At 36.5% G+C, this 26,746-nt stretch carries 30 protein-coding genes; 15 read left to right on the top strand and 15 right to left on the bottom strand.

Annotated features, from left to right (window positions below):
- The first annotated feature begins 2 nt into the window (after nucleotides 1-2).
- The 7 genes from FW768_RS19000 (at nucleotide 3) to FW768_RS18975 (ending at nucleotide 5,630) form a co-directional block, all read left to right on the top strand.
- Nucleotides 3-1,079, top strand: coding sequence for a hypothetical protein (locus tag FW768_RS19000; protein WP_153398090.1), 1,077 nt, complete (start codon nucleotides 3-5; stop codon nucleotides 1,077-1,079).
- A 1-nt stretch (nucleotide 1,080) separates the two neighbouring features.
- On the top strand, nucleotides 1,081-1,737 hold the full coding sequence (locus FW768_RS18995; RefSeq protein ID WP_153398088.1) for a hypothetical protein: 657 nt from the start codon (nucleotides 1,081-1,083) through the stop codon (nucleotides 1,735-1,737).
- A gap of 8 nt (nucleotides 1,738-1,745) precedes the next feature.
- The gene (locus FW768_RS23865; protein ID WP_262885782.1) at nucleotides 1,746-1,868 is read left to right on the top strand and encodes a hypothetical protein; all 123 of its coding nucleotides are present in this window, start codon (nucleotides 1,746-1,748) and stop codon (nucleotides 1,866-1,868) included.
- 5 nt (nucleotides 1,869-1,873) lie between these two features.
- Nucleotides 1,874-2,380 (top strand): hypothetical protein, encoded by a 507-nt coding sequence (locus FW768_RS18990; RefSeq protein ID WP_153398086.1) that lies wholly within the window; start codon nucleotides 1,874-1,876, stop codon nucleotides 2,378-2,380.
- Nucleotides 2,381-2,412: 32 nt separating this feature from the next.
- Nucleotides 2,413-2,895, top strand: coding sequence for a hypothetical protein (locus FW768_RS18985; RefSeq protein WP_153398084.1), 483 nt, complete (start codon nucleotides 2,413-2,415; stop codon nucleotides 2,893-2,895).
- A 56-nt stretch (nucleotides 2,896-2,951) separates the two neighbouring features.
- Nucleotides 2,952-3,203, top strand: a complete 252-nt coding sequence (locus FW768_RS18980; RefSeq protein ID WP_153398082.1) for a hypothetical protein — start codon at nucleotides 2,952-2,954, stop codon at nucleotides 3,201-3,203.
- 186 nt (nucleotides 3,204-3,389) lie between these two features.
- Entirely contained in the window at nucleotides 3,390-5,630 is a 2,241-nt protein-coding gene (locus FW768_RS18975) for a GAF domain-containing protein (RefSeq protein ID WP_231128730.1), read from the top strand.
- 54 nt (nucleotides 5,631-5,684) lie between these two features.
- Here FW768_RS18975 and FW768_RS18970 read toward each other — a convergent pair whose 3' ends face one another.
- The 6 genes from FW768_RS18970 to FW768_RS18945 form a co-directional block, all read right to left on the bottom strand.
- Nucleotides 5,685-6,821, bottom strand: a complete 1,137-nt coding sequence (locus FW768_RS18970) for a hypothetical protein (RefSeq protein ID WP_153398078.1) — start codon at nucleotides 6,819-6,821, stop codon at nucleotides 5,685-5,687.
- Between the two features lie 135 nt (nucleotides 6,822-6,956).
- The gene (locus FW768_RS18965) at nucleotides 6,957-7,544 is read right to left on the bottom strand and encodes a DUF6705 family protein (RefSeq protein WP_153398076.1); all 588 of its coding nucleotides are present in this window, start codon (nucleotides 7,542-7,544) and stop codon (nucleotides 6,957-6,959) included.
- A 12-nt stretch (nucleotides 7,545-7,556) separates the two neighbouring features.
- Nucleotides 7,557-7,970 carry a hypothetical protein gene (locus tag FW768_RS18960; protein ID WP_153398074.1) on the bottom strand — a complete coding sequence of 138 codons (414 nt, stop codon included), beginning with the start codon at nucleotides 7,968-7,970 and terminating at the stop codon, nucleotides 7,557-7,559.
- Between the two features lie 79 nt (nucleotides 7,971-8,049).
- Complete coding sequence (locus FW768_RS18955; protein WP_153398071.1) at nucleotides 8,050-8,382, bottom strand: hypothetical protein; 333 nt, start codon at nucleotides 8,380-8,382, stop codon at nucleotides 8,050-8,052.
- 84 nt (nucleotides 8,383-8,466) lie between these two features.
- Complete coding sequence (locus FW768_RS18950) at nucleotides 8,467-8,937, bottom strand: hypothetical protein (RefSeq protein ID WP_153398069.1); 471 nt, start codon at nucleotides 8,935-8,937, stop codon at nucleotides 8,467-8,469.
- Nucleotides 8,938-9,170: 233 nt separating this feature from the next.
- Nucleotides 9,171-10,337, bottom strand: coding sequence for a Pycsar system effector family protein (locus FW768_RS18945; protein WP_153398067.1), 1,167 nt, complete (start codon nucleotides 10,335-10,337; stop codon nucleotides 9,171-9,173).
- Between the two features lie 26 nt (nucleotides 10,338-10,363).
- On the opposite strand from FW768_RS18945, the gene FW768_RS18940 reads away from it, so the two are divergent.
- Nucleotides 10,364-14,080 (top strand): metallophosphoesterase, encoded by a 3,717-nt coding sequence (locus FW768_RS18940; RefSeq protein WP_153398065.1) that lies wholly within the window; start codon nucleotides 10,364-10,366, stop codon nucleotides 14,078-14,080.
- A gap of 89 nt (nucleotides 14,081-14,169) precedes the next feature.
- Here FW768_RS18940 and FW768_RS18935 read toward each other — a convergent pair whose 3' ends face one another.
- From FW768_RS18935 to ruvX, 5 genes are all read right to left on the bottom strand, one after another.
- Nucleotides 14,170-15,039, bottom strand: coding sequence for an NHL repeat-containing protein (locus tag FW768_RS18935; protein ID WP_153398063.1), 870 nt, complete (start codon nucleotides 15,037-15,039; stop codon nucleotides 14,170-14,172).
- Between the two features lie 54 nt (nucleotides 15,040-15,093).
- Complete coding sequence (mazG, locus tag FW768_RS18930; RefSeq protein ID WP_153398061.1) at nucleotides 15,094-15,861, bottom strand: nucleoside triphosphate pyrophosphohydrolase; 768 nt, start codon at nucleotides 15,859-15,861, stop codon at nucleotides 15,094-15,096.
- Between the two features lie 379 nt (nucleotides 15,862-16,240).
- On the bottom strand, nucleotides 16,241-16,798 hold the full coding sequence (locus FW768_RS18925; RefSeq protein WP_153398059.1) for a DUF5606 family protein: 558 nt from the start codon (nucleotides 16,796-16,798) through the stop codon (nucleotides 16,241-16,243).
- 80 nt (nucleotides 16,799-16,878) lie between these two features.
- A complete protein-coding gene (def, locus tag FW768_RS18920) occupies nucleotides 16,879-17,451 on the bottom strand; it encodes a peptide deformylase (protein WP_153398057.1) in 573 nt (190 codons plus the stop codon).
- Complete coding sequence (gene ruvX / locus FW768_RS18915) at nucleotides 17,448-17,864, bottom strand: Holliday junction resolvase RuvX (RefSeq protein ID WP_153398055.1); 417 nt, start codon at nucleotides 17,862-17,864, stop codon at nucleotides 17,448-17,450. The genes def and ruvX overlap by 4 nt, the downstream gene beginning before the upstream one ends.
- Nucleotides 17,865-17,979: 115 nt before the next feature.
- Here ruvX and FW768_RS18910 point away from each other — a divergent pair, with 115 nt between their 5' ends.
- Both FW768_RS18910 and FW768_RS18905 read left to right on the top strand, forming a co-directional pair.
- A complete protein-coding gene (locus FW768_RS18910; protein WP_153398053.1) occupies nucleotides 17,980-18,456 on the top strand; it encodes a SixA phosphatase family protein in 477 nt (158 codons plus the stop codon).
- Nucleotides 18,437-19,318 carry an archaemetzincin gene (locus tag FW768_RS18905; protein ID WP_153398051.1) on the top strand — a complete coding sequence of 294 codons (882 nt, stop codon included), beginning with the start codon at nucleotides 18,437-18,439 and terminating at the stop codon, nucleotides 19,316-19,318. The genes FW768_RS18910 and FW768_RS18905 overlap by 20 nt, the downstream gene beginning before the upstream one ends.
- 211 nt (nucleotides 19,319-19,529) lie before the next feature.
- Here FW768_RS18905 and FW768_RS18900 read toward each other — a convergent pair whose 3' ends face one another.
- Nucleotides 19,530-21,074, bottom strand: a complete 1,545-nt coding sequence (locus FW768_RS18900; protein ID WP_153398049.1) for a serine hydrolase — start codon at nucleotides 21,072-21,074, stop codon at nucleotides 19,530-19,532.
- Between the two features lie 128 nt (nucleotides 21,075-21,202).
- On the opposite strand from FW768_RS18900, the gene FW768_RS18895 reads away from it, so the two are divergent.
- From FW768_RS18895 to rsmD, 4 genes are all read left to right on the top strand, one after another.
- Nucleotides 21,203-21,700: a metallophosphoesterase family protein gene (locus FW768_RS18895; protein ID WP_153398047.1), complete on the top strand. Its 498-nt coding sequence runs from the start codon at nucleotides 21,203-21,205 to the stop codon at nucleotides 21,698-21,700.
- Between the two features lie 22 nt (nucleotides 21,701-21,722).
- On the top strand, nucleotides 21,723-22,217 hold the full coding sequence (locus FW768_RS18890; protein ID WP_153398045.1) for a Smr/MutS family protein: 495 nt from the start codon (nucleotides 21,723-21,725) through the stop codon (nucleotides 22,215-22,217).
- Between the two features lie 19 nt (nucleotides 22,218-22,236).
- Nucleotides 22,237-22,953 carry a DUF3822 family protein gene (locus tag FW768_RS18885; RefSeq protein WP_153398043.1) on the top strand — a complete coding sequence of 239 codons (717 nt, stop codon included), beginning with the start codon at nucleotides 22,237-22,239 and terminating at the stop codon, nucleotides 22,951-22,953.
- Between the two features lie 82 nt (nucleotides 22,954-23,035).
- The gene (gene rsmD, locus FW768_RS18880; protein ID WP_153398041.1) at nucleotides 23,036-23,608 is read left to right on the top strand and encodes a 16S rRNA (guanine(966)-N(2))-methyltransferase RsmD; all 573 of its coding nucleotides are present in this window, start codon (nucleotides 23,036-23,038) and stop codon (nucleotides 23,606-23,608) included.
- Here rsmD and FW768_RS18875 read toward each other — a convergent pair.
- Nucleotides 23,605-23,952: a winged helix-turn-helix transcriptional regulator gene (locus FW768_RS18875; RefSeq protein ID WP_153398039.1), complete on the bottom strand. Its 348-nt coding sequence runs from the start codon at nucleotides 23,950-23,952 to the stop codon at nucleotides 23,605-23,607. The genes rsmD and FW768_RS18875 overlap by 4 nt on opposite strands.
- 83 nt (nucleotides 23,953-24,035) lie before the next feature.
- Between FW768_RS18875 and FW768_RS18870 the strand changes: the two genes are divergently transcribed.
- Nucleotides 24,036-24,638: a nitroreductase family protein gene (locus FW768_RS18870; RefSeq protein ID WP_153398037.1), complete on the top strand. Its 603-nt coding sequence runs from the start codon at nucleotides 24,036-24,038 to the stop codon at nucleotides 24,636-24,638.
- Between the two features lie 60 nt (nucleotides 24,639-24,698).
- Here the strand turns inward: FW768_RS18870 and murI are convergent, their stop codons facing one another.
- On the bottom strand, nucleotides 24,699-25,529 hold the full coding sequence (murI, locus tag FW768_RS18865) for a glutamate racemase (protein WP_153398035.1): 831 nt from the start codon (nucleotides 25,527-25,529) through the stop codon (nucleotides 24,699-24,701).
- A gap of 61 nt (nucleotides 25,530-25,590) precedes the next feature.
- Complete coding sequence (gene hemW, locus FW768_RS18860) at nucleotides 25,591-26,715, bottom strand: radical SAM family heme chaperone HemW (RefSeq protein ID WP_153398033.1); 1,125 nt, start codon at nucleotides 26,713-26,715, stop codon at nucleotides 25,591-25,593.
- Nucleotides 26,716-26,746 lie beyond the last annotated feature (31 nt).

Genomic DNA, 26,746 nt, shown 5'->3' with positions numbered 1-26,746 from the left:
TAATGAATAGTAAATATTTGCTAAAAAATGTATTGTCCTTGTTATTCCTATTAATTATAGGCATCAATATCACTTCCTGTAAAAAAGAAGTGCCTAAAATAGATATAAAAAAGACAGGAACTGTTTCTAATATTTATTCAGAAGTTAAAATTGAAAAAGTTAAAATAAAAGAAAACTCAGAAAATATAACCTATGAGTTAAAAACTTCAGAAATGAAGAACATCTTTTTAACTTTAGATTTAGAAAAGGAAACTTCAATTTTAGAAATTGATAGTCAAAAAATTAATACTGATTTCAATTTTTCTTATGACATTGCAGCCAAAGATGCTATTGATGAAATTAAGCTTCTCGCCAATGATAAAAATAACCTCATCTTTTTATTTCCGTCAATTACTGAAGAGTATTTAACATTTCAAATATTAAAATATGATCAATTAAAAAAAACGTTTTCGGATAGTCATTTTTATTTTGAAACCCATGAGGATATCCATCAATTATATGTAGACTCTAAAGCTACTTTATCAGAACAAAATAGTTCATATTTATTAGAAATTGGTTCTTATCAGTTCAAGGGGAATTTTCAACCTATAGATAATACTACACAGAAAAATAGTTCAGCACACTTAATAAATTCAAACAATAATAGGAATAAAACAATTATTGAAACAAAAACTTATCCCTCGGATTTAAAAGGAATGTGGGCCGTAATCTGTCAGAATGAATTAACAGAACTGAGTGTCAATAAAAATGAAGGTTTTCTATCCCTGTACGATTTCAATGCCATTTACATCAATCTAAAGGTAGAAAGATCATCCAATAAGAATGAATATCTTCTTAAATATGCAAGTGTATCTTCTCAGGAAAACTATTATAAAGAATATCTAAAAATTGTAGATGAGGAGATCTCCAAAGATAAGATTATTGGAAAACTGATTCTTCAAAACAACGGGAAAGCAAAACTCCAATGGATCGGTTTATATAACATGAAAAAACAAAAACTAGAATTTGTGGGTAATGATTTTCTCCTCATAAAAGAAAACGGCGGTAAACTCCCATTAATTCTTGAACTCTGTCACTAAAATGATAAAGACGCAAATACTTTTTATAGTCGGACTTTTTATTTTCTTTTCCTGCAAAGAAACAAAGCCGGAAACCCATCAACCATCAGGTTCTGATGCGATAAAGCCTGTTAACGATACTAATAAAAAGGATAAAAAGATCAATAAAGTAAATTCTGATCAACCTGAAAGCCAGAATAACGCCTATTTCATTTACGAAAAATGGAATACAATAAACAAGGCTGAGGGAATTTATCAGAAAAACAGATTAACACTACAGTTAAAGAGTTATTTAGATGAATCTAAAAATATCGGTGGAAAAAAAATGTATATCAACAATAAAGAAATTGATTTTATTGTATCGGATGCCTACGTGCTTACTCCTTTTATATTTACTGATGGGTATGAGAACATACTTTTAATTCAGGAAGAAGATGAATCCGGCATCTATGGATACAGGTTGTACTATTTTGATAAAGAAAAACTGGTAAAAAAAATCATTTTAGATGTAGCACCTGTTGAAGATACAGTTGAAATCAATAAATTTATTACATTTAAAAACGGAAAACAAAACATAGTTCCCATCATTCTAACCAATCAATATTATGATACAGAACTTTATACAATGAAGCCATCTTCCAACTATCGTTTCGTAATCAGTAAAACATCCAACCAATAAGAAATAAAATGTATTCTCTATTTCCTGATATATATACGAAAACAAAACGTCTTGAATTTACCGGAAAAGATTTTCTGCTGATCCGTGAAAACGGAGGTAAAACACCCCTGATTCTTGAACTCTGCAATTAAAAACCATGAAAAGAACACTGAGAACTCTATTATTTCTCCTGGTGGTATCTATCATTTCCTGCAAGGAAACTAATGATTCCAAAAACAAACAGAAATCCGCTCCGATTTCTGAAGCAGAGAAAATTATTCCTGAAAAACAAATTTCGGAAAAACAGCAGGAAATCAATTCAGATAAAGCTGTTTCACAGCAAACCACCCCTTCTTTCACCTGGAACGGAAAATATTTTGGAACGTTTCTGAGATTAAAAGATGAATCTGCCGATCCACGGGCATGGGGCCAGATCAAACTGGATATTCACAATAAAAAAGCCATTTTTGTCATTGACTCTTATGTTGAAATCCTTCAAAAAAATCTGGAAGTGCTCAGCCAATCCCCCAAAGAGCTAAAATTAAAAGATCCATCCACAGGAAAATCCCTGACCATCACAAAGACAGATCAATTAATACTTAAAGGAAGCCTTATGGAATCAATAGTCGGGGAACAGAAAGAATATAAGATTGAGAAACAATAAAACTTATGACCTTTAAACCTTTTCAAACCTCAATGAAAATCTATACAATTCTGATCTTCACCGTAGCAGCTTTTCTTTCTTTGTCATGCGAAAAGAAACAGGAGCAGACAGCTTCAGTACCCAAAGCAACTGTTGTTAAAGCCCAGCCTGCCCAAAAGAAAGCACCTGTTCAAAAAGAAGACACATTCAAATCGTGCGAAGAACTAATCGCAGCTTTGGTGAAATCCAGCAATGTTTCTGCTCTGAAAACTTTCAAAGATGTTAAAATCCGGATAGAAGAGGTCACATCTGAAAAAATCACCGTTGAACTGTATGTAACCAATGATATTTCCGAAGATTCATCCGTAAAAATGATGGCAGATCATGCGGTAGGCTGGCTGGAATTTTTCCCTGCTGCAAAAAAACTTCAGGATATTACCTTCGATCCGGAAGAACCGGAAATCCTGAAATATGACCATTCCCTTATCGGAAAAACAGAAATTACAAAACTGTGCAGTTTTGAAGAAAAACAATAGGCATTTTCATCAGAAAACAGTCTAAAATTCATTATATTTGAAAAGCTGATTATCTTATGAAGAAAATACTTATCACATTATTAGCAGCCTTATCTGTTGCCGCTTTTGTTCTTTTTCTAAAAAAAGATCCGGCAGAAAATAATGGCCCGGGAATACTTTTACTGCCTTTTGCCGTGATGCTTTCCATTCCTGTGATGAAATTCCTCTTTCCGGCAACCAAAGAATTAAAGATCGGAACACTAGACTTTTATCCTAATCTTCTACATAAAACTATTGATTTTTTAAAAAAGAAAAGGAGAAACAAATAATGTTTTACAGATTTCAGAGATCTATTTAAAAGTATTAAACAAAACATTTTCCTGGCTTCATTTTTAGCTAATCCCTTCAAATTGGAAGTTCCGTTTTTTTCATAACTTTACTCTAAATTTCAGCTTTTGGCCAATCTTTACAAAAAAGACTCACCCTTTCAGGTTTACATTTCATTCAAAAAATATTTGGATGTACTGGAACATATTCGGTACAATGATCGTCTGGAATATCGTGTCAATTACGCTGAATCCCTGATCGACAGTACTAAAAATTTTCAGGAACTAAGAGAAGGTTTTCAGGATGTTTCTCTTCTGGACAAACATGAGGACCTCATCAGAATGCTTCTGGCAGACCTCTTCCCCACCGGACTCACCCATAACGAGATCAAAGCGGCCAGTATTCCACTTTCCAATATCACCTTCAATTACACGGAGAGATTTAAAAGTATTCTTAAAGATGCCGGTAAAGATTTTGAAATAGAACTCAGGAATATTGATGACAATGAATTTTATGTATTCTGCTGCTGCCTGATCCTTCAGAGCTATTTCAAAAAAGATATCAAGAGCACTATCCCGTTTTACTATGATATCCCGAATAAACAGGGAATCATGAAACATTATAAGATTACGGTCAATTCAGATTTTACAGAAATCTATCCTACAGAAACGGCAAAAATTCCTGAAGATGACGTGTTGGATATGCTGTTGGAAAACCTCGATGATTTCAAGCTCTGGAAAAGGTATTTCCCGTCACAGTCATGGGTTCTGAAAGGGTTCACCATTATATCGCTGGTAGACTGTACTTCGGAAGTGGCATTATCCGAGCTTAAATCAAGTATGATAGAGATCGACCCGGAAGACCTGAGTCCTGATGAAAACCTTACAGAAATTTTCAAATCGTACTTTGATGTGGCAGACCTTAGCTTCGGATTAATGCTTTTCGACCAGAAAGGCCAGAAACTGGAGAAACTTCCGATCTATGAAAGCCTTTTCAGTAATCATATTCTTGATTTCTGGATCAATGCCTTTGACGAAGAAACACGAATCAATACTTTTAACAATTTAAGTCATAATTCAAAACCAATTGTCGTCTCCAATGTCGGCAATCTGGATGAAAATATAAAAGCGCTGCCCTCTTTCAGTATTTTAAAGGAGAACGATATCAACAGCTTCATGGTGATCCCCATCATGAAAGACAATGAGCTTCTGGCCATCATGGAATTTACGTCTCATCATGCCAATAGTTTCAACGGCTTAAAGCTGAAAAAGATGGAGTTTTTCACGGATATGATCCTGTTCTCCCTGACCCGGTTCAGCTTTGAAAAAAACTATCAGATAGAAGCCATTATCCAACGTGAATATACTTCCATCCATAACAGCGTAGTCTGGAAATTCCGGAACGAAGCCGAAAAATATTTCAATGCTTATCTGGCCAAGAAAATGTATACACTGAAGCAGATCTCCTTTAAGAATCTCACCCCTCTGTTTGGGTTTTCAGATATCCGTTCTTCTTCAGACAAACGTTTTAACCTGATGCTGGAAGACCTTAATCAACAGATTGAGGTCCTTCATGATATTTTCACTCTGATTAATTCCGATTCAGAGAAATACCTGCTGGCACTGGATGTTTTTGAAAATGAACTGAACAACGAGATCAAAGCTGATACGGAACAACGTTTCCAAAGGATTTTGAGAGAAGAAATTCATCCTTACCTGCAGGGCAAACTAGAGGTGAAATCAACAAGAGAAATCAAAGCAAAGATCAAAGATTATTTTTTACAGGTCTTCCCACAAACCGACCTCTTTTATGCCAACCGGAAAAGGCTGGATGATTCCATTACCCTGCTCAACAGGAAACTGGCAGATATGCTGGATGAAAGTCAGATCAAAGCCCAGCAAATCTTTCCGCATTATTATGAAAGATTCAAATCGGATGGTGTGGAGCATAATCTGTACATCGGGCACAATATTGCCCCGGAACTTCAATACTCCTCCAAAGTCGTTCACAAATTAAGATACTGGCAGCTGAAAACCATCTGCAATATGGAACGCGAATTCCAGACATTTAAAATGGATCTTCCCATCCGACTGGATATTGCCTCCCTGATCTTTGTGTACAACGAAAAAATAGACATCCGTTTCAGAATGGATGAAAAACGCTTTGATGTAGACGGTGCCTACAATTCTTATTATGAAATTGTTAAAAAACGTCTTGACAAATCCCATGTTAAAGACTCTACAGAAAGGATTACCTGTCCCGGAAAGATTACCATCGTTTATTTTGGCATGGAAAACCAGAAAGAATATCTGGAATACATCGCCAAGCTCCAGAAAAAGGGAATCCTTCAGCACGATGTAGAATTCCTGAAAGTAGAGGATCTTCAGGGAATTACCGGGCTGCTGGCTCTGAGGATTTCAATAGTTTAAAATTAAAATATCCAGATCAGTTACTATTCATTTTAGAAAGGCAGATATTAGATTTTAATAATATTCAATTTTTCTGACCCACTTATATAAATCTTTTCCATCTACATTTTTAATTATTTCTATCCAGTTTTTATATTTATCAAACTTATACTTGAAACGTATTATTTTGGATTCCTTTTTTTGATCTTCCTTTCCTAATTTATCCAGAAAAAATAGTCCGGTTATATAATTGCCTTTATACTCAATTATCTGATCATGTAAAATTTCACCTTTGTAATATGTTGTTTTCCTTTCTTGTTTTTGGTTTTTAGTATAAACTGTATATTCTGAACTTTCAGCTTTTTCTTCTTTAATTAATTTTCCATTCTCAAAAAAACTATATGAATAAGGTTTTCCTTCTTTTAGTAACGTTTTTTTTACAATATTTCCAGATGCATCATATTGATATCGAAATTGTCCCATGGAATATATTTTGTTTTGAAGATTATCTTCATAGTTGAAAAAATCTTCTTCAATAACCCTGTATTCGTTATCATAAATTTTAATTCTACTCAATCTCTTATGATAAACAGAGTCTGTGCTTCTCATAAAAGATCCCTTTCCTGTTGCTTTCCAAATATTATTCGTTACGGCAAAAATGCTGTCTGTCTTTGTAAGAGTGTCAAACTTCGTTACAATTAAAGGTTCATAGTTTCCAGTCTTATTCAAATATCTTCTTGCAGGTTCATCTTTCCATTGATAAGAATTTTCTTTAAATGCTGCCGTTTTACTGTTTTCCTCATACCAGTATTTAGACCTTCTTTCGGAATATTTGTTTTTAGATATTTCTGTAATTAATCTGTTTGAATGATCAAACGTATAAACATAATCATCAACAATTTCTCCCGACTTGTAATACCATGTTTCCTTTATAATATTTCTGTTTTTATCATAATAGGTTTCATTATTTATATATCTGCAAAAATAGGTCTCAAACCACGTATCCCTCATACTTTTTCTTAGGTTACTAGGGGTCTTAATGATTGAGTGACCATATTCATCATCCCCTTTTATAAAAGTATATGGTCCAGAATCATTTAGAAAAATGACGAACTCTTTTACAAATTTAGGTTTTCCTAAAATTGAATCTTTAATAATTTGAGCATGTAATAAGGCAGACGAAAGAATAAAAAAAAATAATAAAGATTTCATAATTAAGTTCTGCTTAAATTATTGTGGTCGTTTTATAATTACTACCATTATTCGTTATTGGGCAAAGATTAAATCTTCTGTATCTGGGAGAAACCATAGCAAGTAATTCTCCTAAAAAGGAAACAAATCCTTTCATTATTGTTTGGTAAAAACTAAATTTTCCGTATCCGGAAGATATACCGTTTTATCTGGATTTCCCGGGCAATTTTCATCAGTAGTAGCTGAACCATTTGGCCTATAGATCCAAGATATCTGTGTATCATTAAGTTTTTTCAATATAATCTTTCCCCAGCCTATCCCGCAATTAGTTCCACTATAAATAAATGTTACAGTATTTTGTAAGGGGTTGGTGGCAATACTTTCAATAAAATGATGTGAGGGTTGATTATCTGGAAATGTCATATTTTGAATATCTTGCAGTACATTACCAAACGAATTCTTTATCATATATCTTATTATCAAAATATCCCGATAGAAATTTTTATTTGCTCTTTTAATCAGTCTTTGATTATCCTTTGTGATAAACAATGTAATTTCATTTCCTCCATAATTAGTTTTATAAACCCCAATATAACGTTCCAGTTCGCTATTAAGATCTTTTAAATATGAATTATTGGGTACTGTCTCATAATCTGTATTTAAAGGATACACCTGCTGTGCTTTACATGAAAAAGTTAATGTTATAGTAGCTAATAATATAATTTTTGACAAGTAAGTTTTCATTTTGATAATTTTTTAGTTAGGACAAGGAATTTCGGTTGGAATTCCATTATTATTAAACATAATTGTATTAATAGTTCCATCATTTTCTATTCTTTGCAATACCATTTTTGTTTTATCTATATTCATTCTATCTAATGTATCAAAAAATAATTTTTCAACACCTTTATAATTAAGTGATACTCCTCCATCATCTGAATACGGAGAAGTAGGCAATATAGACGTTAATTTATTTTCTCTTTCTTGATAATCTTTTATAATATCTATCATATTATAATCTGTAAAAGTAACCGTCCCTGCATCCTCTAATGAACCTTCATACCGAATCATATAATGAAAATATTTTTTACCACCCGGGCAGCTGCATGGTTTAGCGCCTATTACTCCGATAAAAATATCACTTACTGTAGAGGGGGTTCCTGAAGTCACTCTAGTTCTGAAAAATGATTGTATATCATTAGGAGAAAAAATCTGGATTCCTACATCCGGGTGTGAGTGATAAAAACCTTTAATCCCCCGCTAAACTTCCAACCTCCCATTCTCCTTTTACAGGTCCCTGAGTTACTTCAGTGGATGTACCATCTACATTCACCTTAAACCCAAACTCATATCTGCCATTACTGTCAGCTTTCTCTCTTACATCTTTTATTTTATTCTGTATCCCCGGGCTGGTAATGATCTGTTTATTTTTCTCGCATGGATCTTCTGGTGGATCAGGATATTCATGGCCGTCATCACTGCTTCCACCTCCACCACCTCCACCGCTAAACGGGTCACCAAGCGGATCAAAACTCTTAGGAGGAGGACCTCCGTTCCCACCTTCCTTCCATTCGCAAACCATCTGTGAGTAGCTCAGCGGCTCACAATCCGTTTGTCCATTCAGACAGCCTATCACAATGGTTCTGGTAGAGCATACATATTTTGACTAAGCGGCAGCCCCGTCTATCACTTCGCTGTGGCTAAGAATATTAGAGTATAGTACATGCTGAAAGAAACCTAGAAGATCAGCATCATCTTTTTCATAGAAATACACCCTGTTACCTTTTCTTACCGCCTCCATCAAAAGAACAACTTTGTCTTTTTTCACTACAGGAACCAATAGATACTTTTCCCCAAACTGACCGAAACTCATCGCATAATTCCAGTACAGCTCGCCATAAGTTTCTTTTACTTTTTCCAGGTTGGCGGCCTTTAAGAATACCTGTTGTATTTTCGCAATATATACATCGTCTTCCTGCCATAAACTTTTCGAAACATATTTTGCAGCAGTGGCACCTTTCGATGGTAATCCCTTGGTATTATCGGGTTGAAGGAGATCCTCACGGATACAGGAACAGACAGAGAGCACTGCCAGAATGACCAGGAAAATCCTGGTAAGGTTTAATTTTTTCTTCATACATTTTTGTTTTTTTGGTGGGTTAAATATATAAAAAATTCACAAAAGCATGAATAAAATAAAAATAAAAGCAGCCAAATATGCTTGTTTTTAATCATCACAAAGTCCCAGGCTTATCTATTGACAAGTCTGTGACGGTAGGGCGAAAAGTATTTGAAATTTTCGTCAATAATTTTTTAAGAAAAAATAGCCCCTCTGATTAAAAAAAGTATGCAGATAAAGTTTTCACTTCATCAAAGCGAAAGAAACGCATACCCAAAAGAAAGCACGGAAATAATAATACCGGCCATAAAGATTTTATAGGTAATAGAAAGAAGCTTGTATTTTCTATCCAGCACTTTTCCGAGGAAATAAAGATCTTTTACCATAGAATCATAGATATAATCCCGGTCTTTGATCAGGTCTCTCATCGCATCATGATAATCATTGAACAACATCTGGTGAAAGTTCCCGAAAAACAATAGGTTTACTTTTCTTTCTTTAATATCCTGGGCGGTAAATGCCGTTTTCGTGACATTGGGTTTTGTAGATAAAATCGCAAATATAATTGTCAGTACACTCGATAGCAGGAGAATAAAACTTGGAATGATCAGGTGTGAATTTTTGGGAGTATCCAGTTTAGGAACCAGCACAGAAAGACATACAGAAATGATGATCGCATTCACGGAAAGCAGGATGTTCGCTTTGCTGTCTGCAATATCACTCAGTCGGGTATGGTTATTCAAAGTTACCCTGAACAGCGTATCCACACTACGGTCAGATTTAGGTTCCTTTTCTTTTTTATTATCGGAGCTTTCTTTTTTATCGTCTTCTTTTTCCAGCTTTTTCTCTATTTTTTTAATATTCTTCTTTTTCAAAGGATCCCAGTTTTCCTTGGCGTATTCTGTATAGTAATGATGTTTATTTTTCAGCATATCAAGATTTCCGGCATTCCATTCTTCATTGGAAAAGCATCTTACATTCGTAAGCTCCCATTCTTTTCTCAGACAATCGGAAATATCACTGTAGTCATGGCTTGCAAAATGGCTGCAATCGGCATCCTTCGCAATTTTTTCAAGAAGATTCTGCGGCTCATAAGTGATTTTTGTTGCCAGAATCAATTGGGAAACATCGTGGATATAATTTTCAGGATAGTTTTCTTTCTGTAAAAAGTCTTTCAGAATTTCAACCCCTCTTTCCTCATGGTTCTGGGCACATTCTATATAACCGGTATCATGAAACCAGAGAGCCAGCAGCACTTTTTCCTGGTCCTCTTCAGAAACCGGGGTATGCTTCATAATCTCTTCAGCCTTATTGACCGTATAGGTGGTATGAATAAAATTATGGTAAAAGTATACAGAAGATAACTTATCTTTGAATAAGATTTCAACATAATCTTTGGCTTTGTGTAAAATGCTCATCCCTGAATTTTTGTTAATGTAAATTTATGAATTTATCCTTTAAAACTCATTTAAAAAATACTTCTATTGCCTTTAGAGCAGTATTGTCTGCCGGAGTTCTCTACTCCTGCGCAACATATAACGTAAAAAAGGGTAAAAACTTATTTGAAGTAAAAAATTCTGATATAAAATCTGAAAATGATTTTAAAGTTTTCCTGATTGGTGATGCAGGCAATGCAGATGAAGTTCAGGCACAACAGACGCTCAGCCTTCTTAAAAACAAGCTGGACTCTGCAGACAGTAATTCGATGCTGATCTTCCTGGGAGATAATATCTATCCCAACGGAATGCCCCAAGAGACAGACAAAGACTATACTTTGGCAAAACAAAAGCTGGAAGACCAATTGATTATCACTAAAAATTTTAAAGGAAAAACATTAGTTATTCCGGGAAATCATGACTGGTACAATGGTTTGGGAGGTCTAAAAGCACAGGAGGATTTCGTGAAGAATTATTTCAACGACAAAAAAGCTTTTTTACCGAAAAATTCCTGTCCTATAGATGATATTAACCTATCAAAAGACATCAAACTGATCGTCATTGATTCTGAATGGGCTTTGGCCAATTGGGATAATTATCCAGGGGTGAACAAAGGCTGCACCATCAAAACCCGTGAAGATTTTTTTACAGAATTTAAAGATCTGGTGACTAAAAACCAGGATAAAAGAATCATTGTTGCGCTGCATCATCCCATCATCAGCAGTGGTACCCATGCGGGATTCAATTCAGCAAAATCCCATCTTTTTCCGTTGAAAAGTAAAATTCCGGTTCCCGGTGTCGCAAGTCTTATCAATATACTGAGAAGTTCTTCCGGTGCCAGTCCAGAAGATCTCAATAACCAGCATTATGCTGATCTGGCCAACCGTTTAAAAAGCATTGTTCAGGATAAAGAGAATATCATTTTTGTTTCCGGACATGATCATAATCTTCAATATCATGAAGACCGGAATATAAGACAGATTATCAGTGGCGCAGGTTCCAAAACAGATCCCTCCACCATTGCCCAGAAGACCGATTTCTCTTACGGAGGCAGCGGCTTCGCAGTCCTGAATATCAGAAAAGATCAAAGCACTGATGTTGAATATTTTTCTACAAAAAATAACAACTTACAAAAGCTTACCCATATTTCCGTGATCTCAAAACCGGATGTATTTGTCAATAATTATCCACGTACTTTTCCTGGGACTGCTACCTCAACAGTATACCCTGTGGAGCTTACCCAAAAAGGGAATGTGTACCGCTGGCTATGGGGCGAACACTACAGAAAGTATTACGGAATTCCTATCGAAGCTCCTACAGCTGATCTTGCTACGTTAAACGGAGGCTTTACCCCTTTCCGAGAAGGAGGAGGAAACCAGTCGAACAGCTTACGACTAAAAGCAGCAGACGGACAGGAGTTTGTGATGCGTGGAGTAAAGAAAAGCGCCGTCCGTTTCCTTAATAATATGGCTTTTAAGAAAAGTACTTTCGGAAATGAGCTGAATAATACCTTCCCGGAAAAATTCCTGCTGGATTTTTACACTACCAATCATCCTTTTACCCCTTTTTCTGTAGGAAATATGGCTGATAAGGTGGGAATCTTTCACAGCAATCCGAAATTATATTACATCCCGAAGCAGTATACGCTGGGAGAATATAATGAAAACTACGGGGATGAAATGTACATGATTGAGGAACGTTTCTCTTCCGATCCTAAAACCCTTGCCTCACTGGATAATGCCAAAGACATTGTTTCTACAGATGATGTTCTGAAAAATTTCACTAAAAATTATAAATATTCCGTAGACCGTGAATCCTACATCAGAGCAAGAATCTTCGATATGCTGATCGGCGACTGGGACAGGCATTCTGATCAATGGAAATGGGCAGAATACCAGGAGGGAGATCAGGTGGTATACAAACCGATCCCGAAAGACAGAGATCAGGCTTTCAGCAAGTATGACGGGGCTGCATTCAGAATCATTATGAATGTTCCGGCTATCCGCCATATGAAAACCTTCAAAGATGACATAAAAAATGTAAAATGGATGAATATGGAGCCTTATCCACTGGATCTGGTTTTCCTGAAAGGTTCTACACAAGAAGAATGGATTGCTCAGGCCAAATACATCCAGGATCATCTTACGGATGCTGATATTGACGACGCCTTCACTAATCTTCCGAAAGAAGTAAAAGATGAAACTCTTTCCGACATCCTGAGTAAGCTGAAAATACGGAAAACAAAACTGCAGAATTATGCATCCCAATATTATGATGTGCTTCAGAAAAAAGTTCCTTTGGCCGGAACCGTGAATCCTGATAAGTTTGTGGTCACAAAAACCGGGCATTCAGTTAATGTAAAACAATATAAATTAGACAAAGACAAAGAAAATCCTGAGCTGGTCTTCGAAAAAAACTATGATGACTCCAAAACCAAGGAGCTCTGGATTTACGGACTGGAAGATGATGATATTTATGAAGTTTCAGGAGAAGGCAGACCTAAAATGGCCATCAGACTCGTAGGTGGCTACAACCATGATGTGTATAATATTGCAGACGGAAGCAGAGTGAAAATTTATGATTTCAAATCTCAGAAAAACACCTACAATGCAGGATCGGCAACAAAAAATATTTCTGATGACTATGACATCAATACCTACAATTATAAACACCCGAAATTCAATTATGTTGCGGGTTACCCGAATGCGGATTACAATCCTGATGACGGGGTAATTATAGGTTTCCTTGCCAATTATACTGTGAATAACTTCATCCGCGATCCTTACACACAGAAGCACAGTCTGAAAGCTAATTTCTATACGGCTACGGCAGGATTCAATCTTGTGTATAAAGGGATCTTTAAGAAAGCGATTTCCGGATGGGATTTCAATATTGACGCAGGTTATACCACTCCGAAATTTTCCAGAAACTTCTTTGGCCTTTCCAATGAAAGCCCCTACGACAAAGAAAATACGGAAAGGGAATACAACCGGGCCAGAATATCCAGATTCAATTTTGCCCCTTCCATTTCCAAAAAAAGCTGGATGAATCTTCAGCATCAGTTCCAGCTTACGTTTGAGGATAATAAAGTACAGCGAAAAGGCGACCGTTTTGTAGACCAGTCACCGGATGTACGTCCTGATGTGTTCAAAAGCCAGCAGTTTACCGGGGCCAACTATACATTCAGTTACAAAAACATGGATAATAATGCTTTCCCGACTTTAGGACTGGAATTCCTGATTAATGCAGACTGGAAAGCCAATACATCCAACTTTGAAAAGAATTTCGTCACGCTGAACGGAACATTGACGATTGACCACAGAATTGATAAAAAAGGAAATTTTGTTTTTGCCAATTCCAGCAACGTGATGTGGATTAACAATAATAATTTTGAATTCTATCAGGCGGCAAGTATCGGAGGGAATAACGGAATGAGAGCTTTCAGAAACGACAGATTCTCAGGAAGATCATACTTCACCAACAATTCTGAAGTCCGCTGGGATTTCGGAAGGGTGAGAAACAATATCGTTCCCGCCAATATGGGAGTGCTAATCGGTTATGATATCGGCCGTGTATGGAATGATAATGAAAATTCCACCAAATGGCACCAGTCTGTAGGAGCAGGTTTCTGGATGAGCATTGTAGAGATGCTTTCTGCAAGGCTTAATTATTTTTACGGTTCAGATGGCGGAAGGATTTCGGCAGGAGTCGGAATGACTTTTTAAGCTATTATGACATATAACATCAAAAAACCTTCAGCTTTCAACTGAAGGTTTTTAGTTTAAGTTATATAAAGCTTAGATCTGTCGTTTATCTAAAAAGAAAATTGGTACACGTTTCCGCCTGTCTGCTTATCTTTTTCGTCAGCAATCAGCAGGGTTTTGTCATCAAGAAACACAACGGCTTCCTTCTGGGAATTATGATTTAAAGATATTTTTTCAATCTTTGCTGTACTGAAATCATCCGCTTTAAATCCGGAAAGAACATGAATATTCTTATGGGTCAGCAAAACAATTTTATCTTTTGTACTGTTAATGGCAGCAGATGTGATAGCAGCATCACTGTATTTTCCATCAAGCTTCAGTTTCCCTATTAGCTTAGCCTCGAAATCTCCTTCCCTGTTAGGAACCTGGAATACCAGAAATGTTCCGTCAAAACCTTTGCTTCTGTTTTTCGTAAACAGATAAAAACTACCGTTCATCTCAACAAAAGCTTCGCAGTCGTACAGCCAGTTCGATTTTTTAGGAGGAAACTCGGTCTGTCCCTCATAATGAAACTTAATAGTCTCCACTACTTTAGCTGTTTTCTGCTCTATATTCTGAAGGCCTATCTTCAGAATGGCAAGATCCTGTCTGTTGTTGTCGTTATTTCCGAAATCACCAATATAGATATTTCCCTGTGTATCGGCTGTTATATCTTCCCAGTCTCTGTTTTCTGCATTTTCTACCAAAACATCAGCAATTTGCTGCCCCTTCATATCCAGGCCATACACCCTATTCTTATTCCCCTGGTCTTCAATAGCCCAGATCGTTTTTTTATCTTTGGATAATGCTATTCCGGAAACTTCCTTTAGCTTTTTGGGCAGAGAAAACTCCACTTTTAATTCATCATTTTTAGGGGTATCCTGAGCCTTGGGATTACAGCTCCACAAAATGCAGGCTGAAAATATGAGTGTCCGTAACATATTTATTTTTAATCTAAGTTATTAATTATCTATTGATGCTGAAAAAATTCTTTGCTAAGGCAAACGTTTAGCCTTTTCCCAAAAGACATCCATTTCTTCGAGTGACAGATCTGCAAGTTTCAGGCCGTCCTCCTCAGCAAGTCCTTCCATTTTCTGAAATCTCGAAATGAATTTCAAATTAGTCCTTTCCAACGCTGAATCCGGGTTGATCCCAGAGATTCTTGCGTAGTTAATCAATGAGAAAAATACATCCCCAAGTTCCTGTTCCTTCTTCTCAGGATCAGTTTCTTCATGGAATTCCTGTATTTCTTCATCCACTTTTTTCCAGGCATCCTCCGCATCATGGAATTCAAATCCAATCCCTTTTACCTTGTCCTGTATTCTGTAGGCTTTTACCATGCTTGGAAGGCTTTTCGGAACACCACCTAATATAGATTTATTGCCTTCTTTCAGTTTCAGTTTTTCCCAGTTCTGCTTCACTTCTTCTTCATCCTTTACTTCAGTACCCCCATAAATATGCGGATGCCTGAAGATGAGTTTCTCATTCAGGGAATTGATTACATCTGCTATATCAAAACTTTCTTTTTCAGAACCTATTTTAGCATAAAAAACAAGATGAAGAAGTACATCACCCAATTCTTTTTTTATCTCCTGAAGATCTTCCTGAAGAATGGCATCTGAAAGTTCATACGTTTCCTCCAATGTCAGATGACGTAAAGACTGCAGGGTCTGTTTTTGGTCCCATGGGCATTTTTCCCGGAGATCATCCATAATATCCAGCAATCTTCCGAAGGCTTCTAATTTTTCCTGTCTGGTATTCATAACTTGTTGAACGTTCAATGTTATACAAAGGTAAGGGTTATTTGGGCTCCCCGGCAAACCTTATTTTTAAAATTGAATGAATCCGAAACATAACAGCAATCTTTGGTTGGAAAACGCAAGGTCGCAAGATTTTGATTATGCTGCTTTAAGGCGCAAGAAAATCGGAGATTTTCAGCAAGTTTCACAGTATGAAATTTTATCGGAGATAAAATCTGGCGTCTTATATCCATAAAGCTGGTAAAAAAATAGCGTCTTTGTGCAAACCTAACAAAATATATCAAAAAATCTGCGCTATAGACCCCATCTGCGAGCGAATAAATTTCAACAAAAAAGCCCCATCGGGATTGACGGGGCTTTGTATTTTACAATTAAGGATTAATTATCCTTGCTTTCTGTGTGTACTTTTTGGAGCTGCTTTTGCTGCTGAAGTAGCTTTTACTTTCGGAGCGGCAGGTTTTTCTGCTTTTGGAGCTGCTTTTTTAGGAGCATCTTTGTCAATGCTTACTTCTTCCTGTGCAGGTTCTAAAGTTTCAGATTCTGCTTTTACGAAGCTTTCCGGAGTAATATATCCTGCTTTATGAAGGATATTATACCATTGAGCCAATTTTTTGATATCAGAAGCATATACTCTTTCCGTATCATAATTAGGAAGAGAAGCCGTCATAAATTCTTTCAGATCAGCATCTGAAGATTTGTGAGAGATTGTTTCTTTGTAATCTTGATTTTTAGCAATATTTTCAAAAACTTCGAACAAAGGAACTTCTTTATCCACTGTAAACATTGCGATATTATCTAATAAGCTTACCTGGCTTGAGTTTCCGATGCTTACTTTTTTCTTGGTCGTAACGTCTTCAATAATAAACCCGTTTCTTAATTGAGAAACTAATTTGTAAAGTCCTGGCTTTCCTGAAATTGAAATTATTTTTTCTAACAGCATAATTATATTGTTTGTAAATTCTGCAATCAGCTCGGGGCTTTTTGCTCTGTATTATTTTTTCTTTTTATCCTTGTTTATCCTTATTTTGGAAATCTCATTTTATAGTTGATGCTTACATCCCCCTGAGAGATTTTCGTCAGTTTGCCTTTTACCAGCTTTTTTTTCAACGCACTCAAATGATCGGTAAACAGAATCCCTTCGATGTGGTCATATTCATGCTGAATTACGCGGGCTCTAATATCGGAAAAAGTTTCTGTATGTTTCACAAAATTTTCGTCATAATATTCAATAACGATGGTTCCCTTTCTTTTTACATCTTCCCTTACATCCGGAATAGAAAGACATCCTTCGTTGAACTTCCATTCTTCGCCTGATTCTTCAAGAATTTGTGCATTGATGAAAACTTTTTTGAATTCTGCTAATTCGTCTTTAATATCTTCATAATCTTCGTCTTCCGCCAGCGGAGTTACGTCAATCACAAACATACGGATATCCAGCCCGATCTGAGGTGCAGCCAATCCGATACCGTTTGCACTGTACATCGTCTCAAACATATTGTCTATCAATTCCTGTAATCCGGGATAGTCTTTATCTATGTCTTTTCCCATTTTTCTCAAAACAGGATCCCCAAAAGCTCTTATCGGTAAAATCATCTTGTTCTTTGTTCTAAAAAATTCTGCAATATGATAGTTGCACTTACTTTATCTATTAATCCTTTTTCCTGCCTCTTTTTTTTATTTTTTCCGCTCTGGGAAATAAAAAAGGAAGCCATCTTCGAGGTAAATCTTTCATCGAAACGGTGAACCCTGATATCCGGAAATTCCTGCTGAAACACTCCAATGAATTTCAAAATATCCGTCTCCACTTCAGAAATATTACCCTTCAGATCTGTAGGCAGTCCTACGACTGCTTCATCCACTTTGTTTTCACTGAAATACTTCTTCAAAAACTCCATCAGAAGTGGTGTCTGAATGGTATCCAGGCTGCTCGCAATAATCTGCATATCATCTGTTACGGCAATACCGCAGCGCACTTTTCCATAGTCTATTGCAAGGATCTGTCCCATAAGTCTGCAAATTTAGTAAAATTTACTGATTTTATTCATAACGCAGTTTTTTTATAAAAATCATGTTTTATTCCATTATTTTTTTTATAATTTTAATCTTCCAAAAAACGAAAGTATGAAGAAACTCATCCTCGTGAGACATGCAAAAAGCGACTGGCCGGAAGAAACGGAAGATTTTGACAGACCCCTGGCAGATAAGGGATTGCAGGACGCTATGAACATGTCCAGATTCATGAAAAACAAGAATATTTCTATCGATTATCTGGTATCCAGCCCGGCGGTCCGTGCACTGAATACCTGCAGGATCTTTAACCAGACCTATCAGCTGAATATGTCAACAGCAGATAAACTGTATAATCCCTCGGAAAGAAATTTTGAATCTGTGATCTACGAGCTGGATGACCATATAAATTCTGTAGCCCTGTTCTCTCATAACAATGGTATTTCAAACTTTGCCAATTCTATTTCGGAAGATATTTTTCACTTTCCCACCTGCGGGGTAGCAGGCTTTGAGATCGACTGCAATTCGTGGTCTGAATTTGACGGAGCCAAAAAGAAGCTGCTGTTCTTTTATGAACCAGGTAAAATATAATAGTATTTTTTATGCAGTTATTTTTATTTTCCTTTTCTCCTGCCAGAAGAAGGAAAAGTCTTATCTGGAAACAATCGCCATCAATGATGTAAAACTTTCTGATCCCCAACCGGGAAGCTGGAGGTACAGCCACGATGAAAAATTTCAGCAATTTGAAGACTTTCAGAAGTCAAAAAAAATAAAACCTGAGCCCGGAAAAAACATCATTTATCTACAGCCTGTAGGAAATTTCAATGCGTTGCAGCAAAAGGAGATCCAGCTCACTAAGGAATATTTAAATGCTTATTACCAACTGGAAACAAAAATTCTTCCTGCTTTACCTAATTCAATTATTGACAAAACGGCTAAAAGAATATCCAGGGAAGGACATGAGCAGGTATTGGCGAGCTATGTTCTGGACAATATTCTGATTAAACGGAAGCCCAAAGATGGTGTGGTACTCATGGGAATTACAGAAAGAGATCTGTATCCCAGACCGGAATGGAATTATGTTTTCGGATTTGCTTCTTATGAAGACGGTGTAGGTGTAACTTCCCTGTACAGATTTGCTAATGGTAACTTAACAGAATCTAATTTTAATGAAAGTCTTCTTAGGCTAATAAAAATAAGTTCCCACGAAATCGGACATATGTTCGGCATCAGCCACTGCCTTAATGCCAATTGTGTGATGAACGGAACCAATTCACTTTCTGAGGCGGATTTTCATTTTGCAAGAGCCTGCTCGCTTTGTCAGCAAAAACTGAACTCAAGTATTCATTACGATCCTAAAAAGCGCCTCAGCCAGCTGAAACAATTCTTTGAAAAACAACATTTGAATACTGAACTTTCCCGTACTGAAGCAGATTTAAATGTGTTGAAATAATATAAAAAAACAAAACGGGCCTAAGCCCGTTTCTATTGAATAATTTAACGTGAGTTCGGGCCAAGGAGTTTGAAAGCCTCCAGAAAATTAAAACAAATCAATATTTGCTCTTAATGACTTTCATAACTTCCCTCTTCCATCATCCAGCTTCAAACCTGCATTTATCAGATATTCTTATCCCGAACTGAGGTTAATTTAATAATCTCTTCTGTTATTTTCTTTTCAGATTCAGGTCATCAAAATCAAAGCTGAAATCTGTGATATCTGAAATTGCCTTTAGTTTTGCAGATTCTGCCTTACCGTTCTCATCATAGGCGAAAATAATATAGGCATCGGCATCGTAGCTTCTGTCGTCCCATTTGATGATAAATGTATTATTGGAATAAGGCAGCAATTCTCCCTTCAGTCTTGGTGAATTTTTACAGATAATTCTGTAGGTACTTCCCTGTTGTGAAATTTCCACATCTCCAAACCATTCGTCATTATACTTTCCTACAAACTGTTCGGCTTTAGGCTGCAGGTTTTTATCTTTTTTGAAAGCTTCAGATTTTGCAAAAGCTTCTTTTTTCTGCTTCTCATATTCAGCATTCACTTTTGCCATTCTCTCTCCGTAAGTTTTCAGCCAGTTTCTGTCTGCAATTCCCAGATAAGAATCTTTTACGGTATTGGTGATGGTATTGAAAGCCGCTCCCGACTGTTGATTAGTCAATACTACAATTCCCAATTTCAGATCCGGAATAAGGGTGAACTGGGTAACAGTTCCTATTAATCCGCCGGTATGCTGTATCTGTTTATGTCCTTTCACATCACTTAAGAACCATCCCAATCCATATCCATAGAAACTGGTGTCATAAGGATTTTTCATCGCTACTCTATCCGGAATCTGAAGGCTCCACAACTGCTGTACATTTTTATCTGAAACCAGTTTTTTGCCGTCTTTAGTAGTGAAATTATTTAAAAGACAATCTGCCCAGGTAGTCATATCTTTAATATTGCTCATAATTCCGCCTGCTGCATTAGCGGTCTCATTCCAGTCATGCGGAACGGCTACTGCTTTACCATCTACAGGAGCATGGGCATCAATTTTATTGGATACTGCTTTTGCTTTGTTATAGCTGCCATAGCTGGAGGTCATCCCTACCGGCTTCATGATTTTCTGTTCAATAAATTCTGCCCAGCTTAAACCGGAGATCCTGTGAATAACTTCTCCGGCAATGATAAACATAATATTATTATAGTCCAGCGTTGTTCTAAAAGGGTTTTCAGGCTTCAAATAACGTACGTTGTGTACAATATCATTCACGGTCATGCTTCCACCTTCCGGGAAAAACATCAGATCACCCTGTCCTAATCCTAATCCGGCTCTGTGGGTTACAAGATCTTTTACCGTTACATTTTGGGAAACATACGGATCGTACATTTGAAACTCAGGGATATATTTTGAAACTTTATCGTCCCAATTCAGTTTTCCTTCATCTGCTAAGATGGCCAGAGCGGTACAGGTGAACCCTTTGGAGTTGGAAGCAATACCTACCAGTGTATTGTCATCCATCGGCTGTTTTGTAGTTAAAGAGCGCTGCCCAAAACCTTTAGAATAGATCACTTTTCCATCTTTTACAATTCCTACAGACATTCCGGGAACATCGAAGGTTTTCAGAGTATTCTGGATCAGTTCATCCAGTTTTTTTTCTTCCACCTGGGCATTGGAAAATCCCACCGCCAAAAGAAGAAGGAAAAAAGAAAATTTCTGCTTCATTTTTTTTATATATTTCTCCCAAATTTACTAAATATTAAGAGATACCATTTTACGGATGATAAAAGTTTTTCGTTTTAAATATTGAAAAATTAAATCTTTCCTAACTTTGTAAAAAATTCCAGCGTTTTATGACCAAGATCCTTCTCCTTTCCGATTCGCATTCTTATATAGATGACAGAATCTTAGAATATGCACAGCAGGCTGATGAAGTGTGGCATTGCGGCGACTTCGGAAGTATGGACGTTATTGAACAACTGGAAAAAATAAAACCTCTGAAAGGAGTTTACGGAAATATTGATAACGCAAAGATCCGTTCTGAATTTCCTGAAGTGAACAGGTTTTTCTGCGAAGATCTTGAGGTTCTGATGATTCATATCGGTGGATATCCTGGGAAATATACTCCGTTAACCAAAAAAGAGATTGCTGAGAAAGCCCCTAAATTATTTATTTCCGGACATTCCCATATTTTAAAGGCAATGTATGATGAAAAGAACAGCCTTTTGCACCTTAATCCCGGCGCATGCGGACAACAGGGCTGGCATAAGGTGAGAACCATGATGAGATTTGTAGTAGATGGTGAAGAAATAAAGGATCTTGAAGTTATTGAACTGGGAAACAAAGGTTAAAAGTAAACAGGCGTTAAGAATTATGAAGATCGGGAACAAAGTTTCTGTAGTAGATGAAGATTTGAGCGGAATTATTACTTCCGTAAATGGAAATATTGTGGTTTTTAAAGATGAGTACGGATTCACTCATCAGTATCCAAAAGAAAAGCTGGTTCCCAAAGATGTTGATCTTTACGAGAATATTAGGGTTGAAAAGAAAGCCGAACTGAAAAAGGTTATTTCTAAAAAACACCAGAAAAATCATATGGTTCTGGATCTTCATTTCCACAATCTGGTGAAGAATCCTAATGATTATGACAGTTTTGAAAGACTTTTCATCCAAAAGGAAAAACTGATGGAAGTGCTAAGTTTCTGTAGAAAACATCATCTGAAGCGACTTGAAATTGTTCACGGTATTGGTGACGGAACCCTGCAGAGAATGGTATGGAATGTTCTGGAAAGCCAGACTGATATCGATTTTTATAATAAAGAAATACTTCATCATCAATCGGGTGCCGTTATGATAGAATTTCACTAAATTTGCATTCAATAGAAATATGAACGTACTTAATTTACTTTTTACCAAAGACGGATTAATCTGCCAGATCACCAAAAACAAGAGTGTCCTGGAGGAAAAGTCTTATTTCGTTACGGAAGAAACACCGGAAAATCTAATCGAAGACAAGCTTGATGAAATACTTATCAAACAAAGGTTTGATGAAATACAGGTGGTTTCGGCTCTGAATCATTTTACCCTGATGCCGGAAGGATATTCTGAGCATGAGGCAGGATTTGAACTTATTGCGTTCAATGCTCCTACCAACAAAGAAAAAGAAGAACTGATGCTCTCTGTTAATAAAAAATTCGGGGTACAGTTTTATTATACTTTTCAGAAAAACTTTTATAAAAAAATAAAAGAAATTGCGGTTCCCGTCCATTTTAATTTTTCGGGAGAAAAGTTTTTAAATTCTATCAACATTAAAACCGGCAAAGAAATTCATATCAATCTATATCATAACCAATGTGAATTTTTTGCTATCGATAATAAAAAAATCATCCTGTATAACAACCTGGATGTCAATTCGGAAGTAGATTTTCTTTATTTCATCATGTTTACTTTGAGTAAAATAGGTTTCGGCATCAATGAGACCCATTTCTATGCTTATGGTGAGACCACAGAAAATGAAACCTTTATCTCCGAACTTCAGAAATTTGTCAAAAACCTGAAAATTGTTTTTGACAACGTTCCTAATAAGAATTTTATACTCAATTAGACTGCAGGAAGCGGATCATAGGGATTAATTCCCAAATTCAGTGATCTGCCACCTATGTCTGTTACCTAACAACTAAAAAAATATGTTCAGAATAATATCCGGCAAGTGGAAAGCCAAGAAAATAGCGGCTCCGAAAAATTTTGATGTCAGACCAACAACCGATTTCGCTAAGGAAGCTTTATTCAGTATTCTGGAAAATACGTATGATATGCAGTCCATTTCCGTACTGGATCTTTTTGCAGGGATTGGTTCTATCTCGTTTGAGTTTGCATCCAGAGGATGTCAGGATGTTACTTCTGTGGAGATGAACCCGAAACATACCGGATTTATCAATTCTACTGCATCAGAACTGGATATGTCCTTACAGATCAATGTACAGAGAGGAGATGTGTTTGACTGGCTTAAAAAGTTCAGAAATAAAAAGAGTTTTGAGATTGTATTTTCTGATGCTCCCTTCGAAATGGAAGAAAAGAAATATTATGAACTGATCTCTTTAGTCCTCAACAATAAATTCCTGAAAGAAAACGGAGTTCTGATCGTAGAACATCAAAGCCGTATGAAGCTTGAACACTCCAACTTAAAAGAAACCCGAAAATACGGAAACGTTAGTTTCAGTTTTTTTGAACCGAATAAAGAAGATAATCAGGAAATTTAATTCCTGATTATTTTTTTGGAAAGCTCCGGAGCACCCTTTCCCCAGTTTGTAATGGCGTGCAGAACAGGCAGCAGCGTCTTTCCGAAATCGGTCAGGCTGTATTCTACCATTAAAGGAGGCTTTTCAGTATAAACTTTTCTTTCAATAATATCATCTTCCTCCATTTGCTTTAGCTGAAGGCTCAACGTTCTTTCTGTAATGGTGGGAACGAGCTTTCGCAGCTCATTATATCTTTTAACTCCGTCTATCAGGTGATATAAGATTACAGCTTTCCATTTTCCACCTATAAATCTCATCGTCACGCTTGTGCAGCAGGGGTATTTTTTATCGTCTATTGTATACATTTTTATACTATCCTTTTTAACCGTTATTGCAAAGGTAACAAACTTACATTAATTTTGCAACTATAAAAATGATAGTATAAATTATGAACTTTTTAGAAAAAATGAAAACGAGGTATACGGTAAAAAAGTATAACCCTCAGGCAGCCATCAGTGAAGAACAAATCAGTGAACTGAAAGAAATTCTGAACCTGAGCCCTTCATCCATCAACAGCCAGCCATGGAATTTTATCTTCATCAGCAATCCTGAATTAAAAAAACAGCTGGCAGAAGTTTCTTTCATTAATAAAGAAAAAGTGTTGGACTGCAGCCATCTGATTATTTTCCAAGTGATAAAAAAGACTGAAGACTTTGAAAAGCAGATTGAGGAAAACCTTCCTGAAGGAGCAGTAAACTATTACATAAACCGGGTAAAACCTAAAGGTGAAGCTGCTGTAAAATCATGGCTGGCTCACCAGGTCTATTTATCATTAGGTATATTGCTTTCCGCCTGTGCAGCTATGGGAATAGATTCTACCCCAATGGAAGGAATTGAGCCGGAACAGTATGATGAAATTCTGGAAAACGGAAAATATGAAACTTTATTTGCTGTAGCTATTGGAGTTAAAGAGGAAACAGATGCCAATCAACCGAAATTCAATCCAAAATCCAGACTGAAGGCTGAGAAAGTAATTCTGGATGCGTTGTAAAATCCAATGACTGGTCTGAACATCAAAAAAGGCTGTTTCATTATAGAAACAGCCTTTTATTTATAATACTTTCAACTCCAGGTCTATCGTTTTCCCGAAAAACTTCTTAGAGATCTTTTCAAAATTTTTGGTGAGATCTGAAAGGTAAAAATGATAGTTGGGTTTTGGATTGTTTTCATTCAGAAGATGGTACTTATCCAGAATAATTTTCAAATGATTGGCTACAATATTCGGAGAATCTATCACACGGACACGGTTTCCGTAATATTGTTTAATCTCATCAATCAAAAGCGGATAATGAGTACAGCCAAGGATCAGGGTTTCTATATTCTTCAGCTTGCTGTTGCTTAAATAATTATAAATGATGGCGTGCGTAATCGGATGGTTTTTAAACCCCTCTTCAATAGCCGGAACCAATAACGGTGTTGCCAGCTCATCTACTTTGATCCATTTATTATGCTTCCGGATGCTTTTCTTATACAGGCCTGAGTTTACTGTAGCTTTCGTAGCGATTACCCCAACATTATTATGGATTTCATAAGATACTTTTTCAGCCACGGGATTAATGACGTCAATAACAGGAACTCTTCCTGCAGCAGACTGCAGCACTTCATTCAGAGCATTGGCTGTAGCTGTATTACAGGCAACCACAATAGCTTTACAGTTCTGCTCAAGCAGAAAATTGGTGATCTTGGTTGAATATTCTATAATCGCTTCTTTTGACTTTTCACCATAAGGAAGGTGCTTGGTATCTCCAAAATAAATCAGATCCTCATTCGGAAGAAGCCTCTTAATTTCTTTAGCTACGGTAAGACCTCCCACCCCACTATCGAAAATACCGATCGGCTGGCTGGATGAAAGATGCGAATAATCTTGTTTTTTAGTTTTCAAACGAACTGAAATTTTATACAAAAATAGTGAATTTTATGGCACAGTTGCATATATACAGCCATTATACAATAAACAAATCTGAAGCAATTCCGTCTGCCATGAACCAGTGTTTCTCAGGAATTTTCAAATGGTTATTTTCAGTCATTAAAATACCTTCTTCCAGCTTAGATTTTATTTCATTCCGGAACTGTTCAAGAATTTGATCCGAAAACTTACTGTTAAGACTTTCCAGGTCTACTCCCCAGATGGTCCTCAGCCCGATCATAATCATTTCATTGAACTGATCTTCCTGTGAAAGCAATTCTTCTTCTTTAGCAAGATTTTTACTACTCAGTTTTTTGATATACTGCTGATTGTTGGCCACATTCCAGCTTCTGACATCAAATCCGTTATAGGAATGGGCAGAAGGTCCTATTCCCAGATACTCCTTATACTTCCAATAGGAGGAATTATGTCTGGAATAAAAACCGGGTTTCGCAAAATTAGAGACTTCATAATGTTCAAATCCGTTATCTTTCAGGAAATCTGACAAGTAATAAAATTCTCTGTTCTGCTCTTCTTCTTTCGGGCTAATCACTTTTCCTTTTGAGATCCAGCTTTCCAAAGCAGTCTTTGGTTCTACCGTCAAAGCATAAGATGAAATATGAGGAACCTCAAGAGCAATGGTCTTATTTAAATTTTCTTTCCAGATTTCCAGATTAGAGGTTGGTGAACCATAGATCAGATCAATACTTAGGTTTTCAAAGCCGAAATCCTGGGCTCTTTTGATGGAACCTTCTGCTTCTGACGCATTGTGTGCACGGTTCATCAGCTTTAAATCTTCATCAAAGAAACTCTGTGTTCCAATGGAAAGACGATTAACCGGCAGTTTTGAAAGCTGTTTCAGAAAGTTTTTATCCAGATCGTCCGGATTTGCTTCCAGAGTGATCTCAATATCTTTGTCGAAACTGAAATATCGGAGCACTTCATCAATAAGAGAACCGATTTCATCCGCAGAAAGAATGGAAGGAGTTCCTCCTCCAAAATATAAGGATTTTAAATTTTTATCCTGAAGCTCATCTTTCCTGAGCATGATTTCCGTTTTCATGGCACGGATCATCTCATCCTTAAAGTTCAGGGATGTGGAAAAGTGAAAATTGCAGTAGCTGCACTTCTGTCTGCAGAAAGGAACGTGAATATAGATCATAAAAAAAGCTCTGAAAAAATTCAGAGCTCAA

It is taken from the genome of Chryseobacterium vaccae (assembly GCF_009602705.1).
Taxonomy (GTDB): domain Bacteria; phylum Bacteroidota; class Bacteroidia; order Flavobacteriales; family Weeksellaceae; genus Chryseobacterium; species Chryseobacterium vaccae.
This window is presented reverse-complemented; position numbering and strand designations above follow the sequence as displayed.

What these genes read in the sequence shown, in the direction of transcription:
- FW768_RS19000 (WP_153398090.1), top strand. Translation starts at nt 3, where the DNA reads ATGAATAGTAAATATTTGCTAAAAAATGTATTGTCCTTGTTATTCCTA.
- FW768_RS18995 (WP_153398088.1), top strand. Translation starts at nt 1,081, where the DNA reads ATGATAAAGACGCAAATACTTTTTATAGTCGGACTTTTTATTTTCTTT.
- FW768_RS23865 (WP_262885782.1), top strand. Translation starts at nt 1,746, where the DNA reads ATGTATTCTCTATTTCCTGATATATATACGAAAACAAAACGTCTTGAA.
- FW768_RS18990 (WP_153398086.1), top strand. Translation starts at nt 1,874, where the DNA reads ATGAAAAGAACACTGAGAACTCTATTATTTCTCCTGGTGGTATCTATC.
- FW768_RS18985 (WP_153398084.1), top strand. Translation starts at nt 2,413, where the DNA reads ATGAAAATCTATACAATTCTGATCTTCACCGTAGCAGCTTTTCTTTCT.
- FW768_RS18980 (WP_153398082.1), top strand. Translation starts at nt 2,952, where the DNA reads ATGAAGAAAATACTTATCACATTATTAGCAGCCTTATCTGTTGCCGCT.
- FW768_RS18970 (WP_153398078.1), bottom strand. Translation starts at nt 6,821, where the DNA reads ATGAAATCTTTATTATTTTTTTTTATTCTTTCGTCTGCCTTATTACAT.
- FW768_RS18965 (WP_153398076.1), bottom strand. Translation starts at nt 7,544, where the DNA reads ATGAAAACTTACTTGTCAAAAATTATATTATTAGCTACTATAACATTA.
- FW768_RS18955 (WP_153398071.1), bottom strand. Translation starts at nt 8,382, where the DNA reads ATGGTTTGCGAATGGAAGGAAGGTGGGAACGGAGGTCCTCCTCCTAAG.
- FW768_RS18950 (WP_153398069.1), bottom strand. Translation starts at nt 8,937, where the DNA reads ATGAAGAAAAAATTAAACCTTACCAGGATTTTCCTGGTCATTCTGGCA.
- FW768_RS18945 (WP_153398067.1), bottom strand. Translation starts at nt 10,337, where the DNA reads ATGAGCATTTTACACAAAGCCAAAGATTATGTTGAAATCTTATTCAAA.
- FW768_RS18940 (WP_153398065.1), top strand. Translation starts at nt 10,364, where the DNA reads ATGAATTTATCCTTTAAAACTCATTTAAAAAATACTTCTATTGCCTTT.
- FW768_RS18935 (WP_153398063.1), bottom strand. Translation starts at nt 15,039, where the DNA reads ATGTTACGGACACTCATATTTTCAGCCTGCATTTTGTGGAGCTGTAAT.
- mazG (WP_153398061.1), bottom strand. Translation starts at nt 15,861, where the DNA reads ATGAATACCAGACAGGAAAAATTAGAAGCCTTCGGAAGATTGCTGGAT.
- FW768_RS18925 (WP_153398059.1), bottom strand. Translation starts at nt 16,798, where the DNA reads ATGCTGTTAGAAAAAATAATTTCAATTTCAGGAAAGCCAGGACTTTAC.
- def (WP_153398057.1), bottom strand. Translation starts at nt 17,451, where the DNA reads ATGATTTTACCGATAAGAGCTTTTGGGGATCCTGTTTTGAGAAAAATG.
- ruvX (WP_153398055.1), bottom strand. Translation starts at nt 17,864, where the DNA reads ATGGGACAGATCCTTGCAATAGACTATGGAAAAGTGCGCTGCGGTATT.
- FW768_RS18910 (WP_153398053.1), top strand. Translation starts at nt 17,980, where the DNA reads ATGAAGAAACTCATCCTCGTGAGACATGCAAAAAGCGACTGGCCGGAA.
- FW768_RS18905 (WP_153398051.1), top strand. Translation starts at nt 18,437, where the DNA reads ATGAACCAGGTAAAATATAATAGTATTTTTTATGCAGTTATTTTTATT.
- FW768_RS18900 (WP_153398049.1), bottom strand. Translation starts at nt 21,074, where the DNA reads ATGAAGCAGAAATTTTCTTTTTTCCTTCTTCTTTTGGCGGTGGGATTT.
- FW768_RS18895 (WP_153398047.1), top strand. Translation starts at nt 21,203, where the DNA reads ATGACCAAGATCCTTCTCCTTTCCGATTCGCATTCTTATATAGATGAC.
- FW768_RS18890 (WP_153398045.1), top strand. Translation starts at nt 21,723, where the DNA reads ATGAAGATCGGGAACAAAGTTTCTGTAGTAGATGAAGATTTGAGCGGA.
- FW768_RS18885 (WP_153398043.1), top strand. Translation starts at nt 22,237, where the DNA reads ATGAACGTACTTAATTTACTTTTTACCAAAGACGGATTAATCTGCCAG.
- rsmD (WP_153398041.1), top strand. Translation starts at nt 23,036, where the DNA reads ATGTTCAGAATAATATCCGGCAAGTGGAAAGCCAAGAAAATAGCGGCT.
- FW768_RS18875 (WP_153398039.1), bottom strand. Translation starts at nt 23,952, where the DNA reads ATGTATACAATAGACGATAAAAAATACCCCTGCTGCACAAGCGTGACG.
- FW768_RS18870 (WP_153398037.1), top strand. Translation starts at nt 24,036, where the DNA reads ATGAACTTTTTAGAAAAAATGAAAACGAGGTATACGGTAAAAAAGTAT.
- hemW (WP_153398033.1), bottom strand. Translation starts at nt 26,715, where the DNA reads ATGATCTATATTCACGTTCCTTTCTGCAGACAGAAGTGCAGCTACTGC.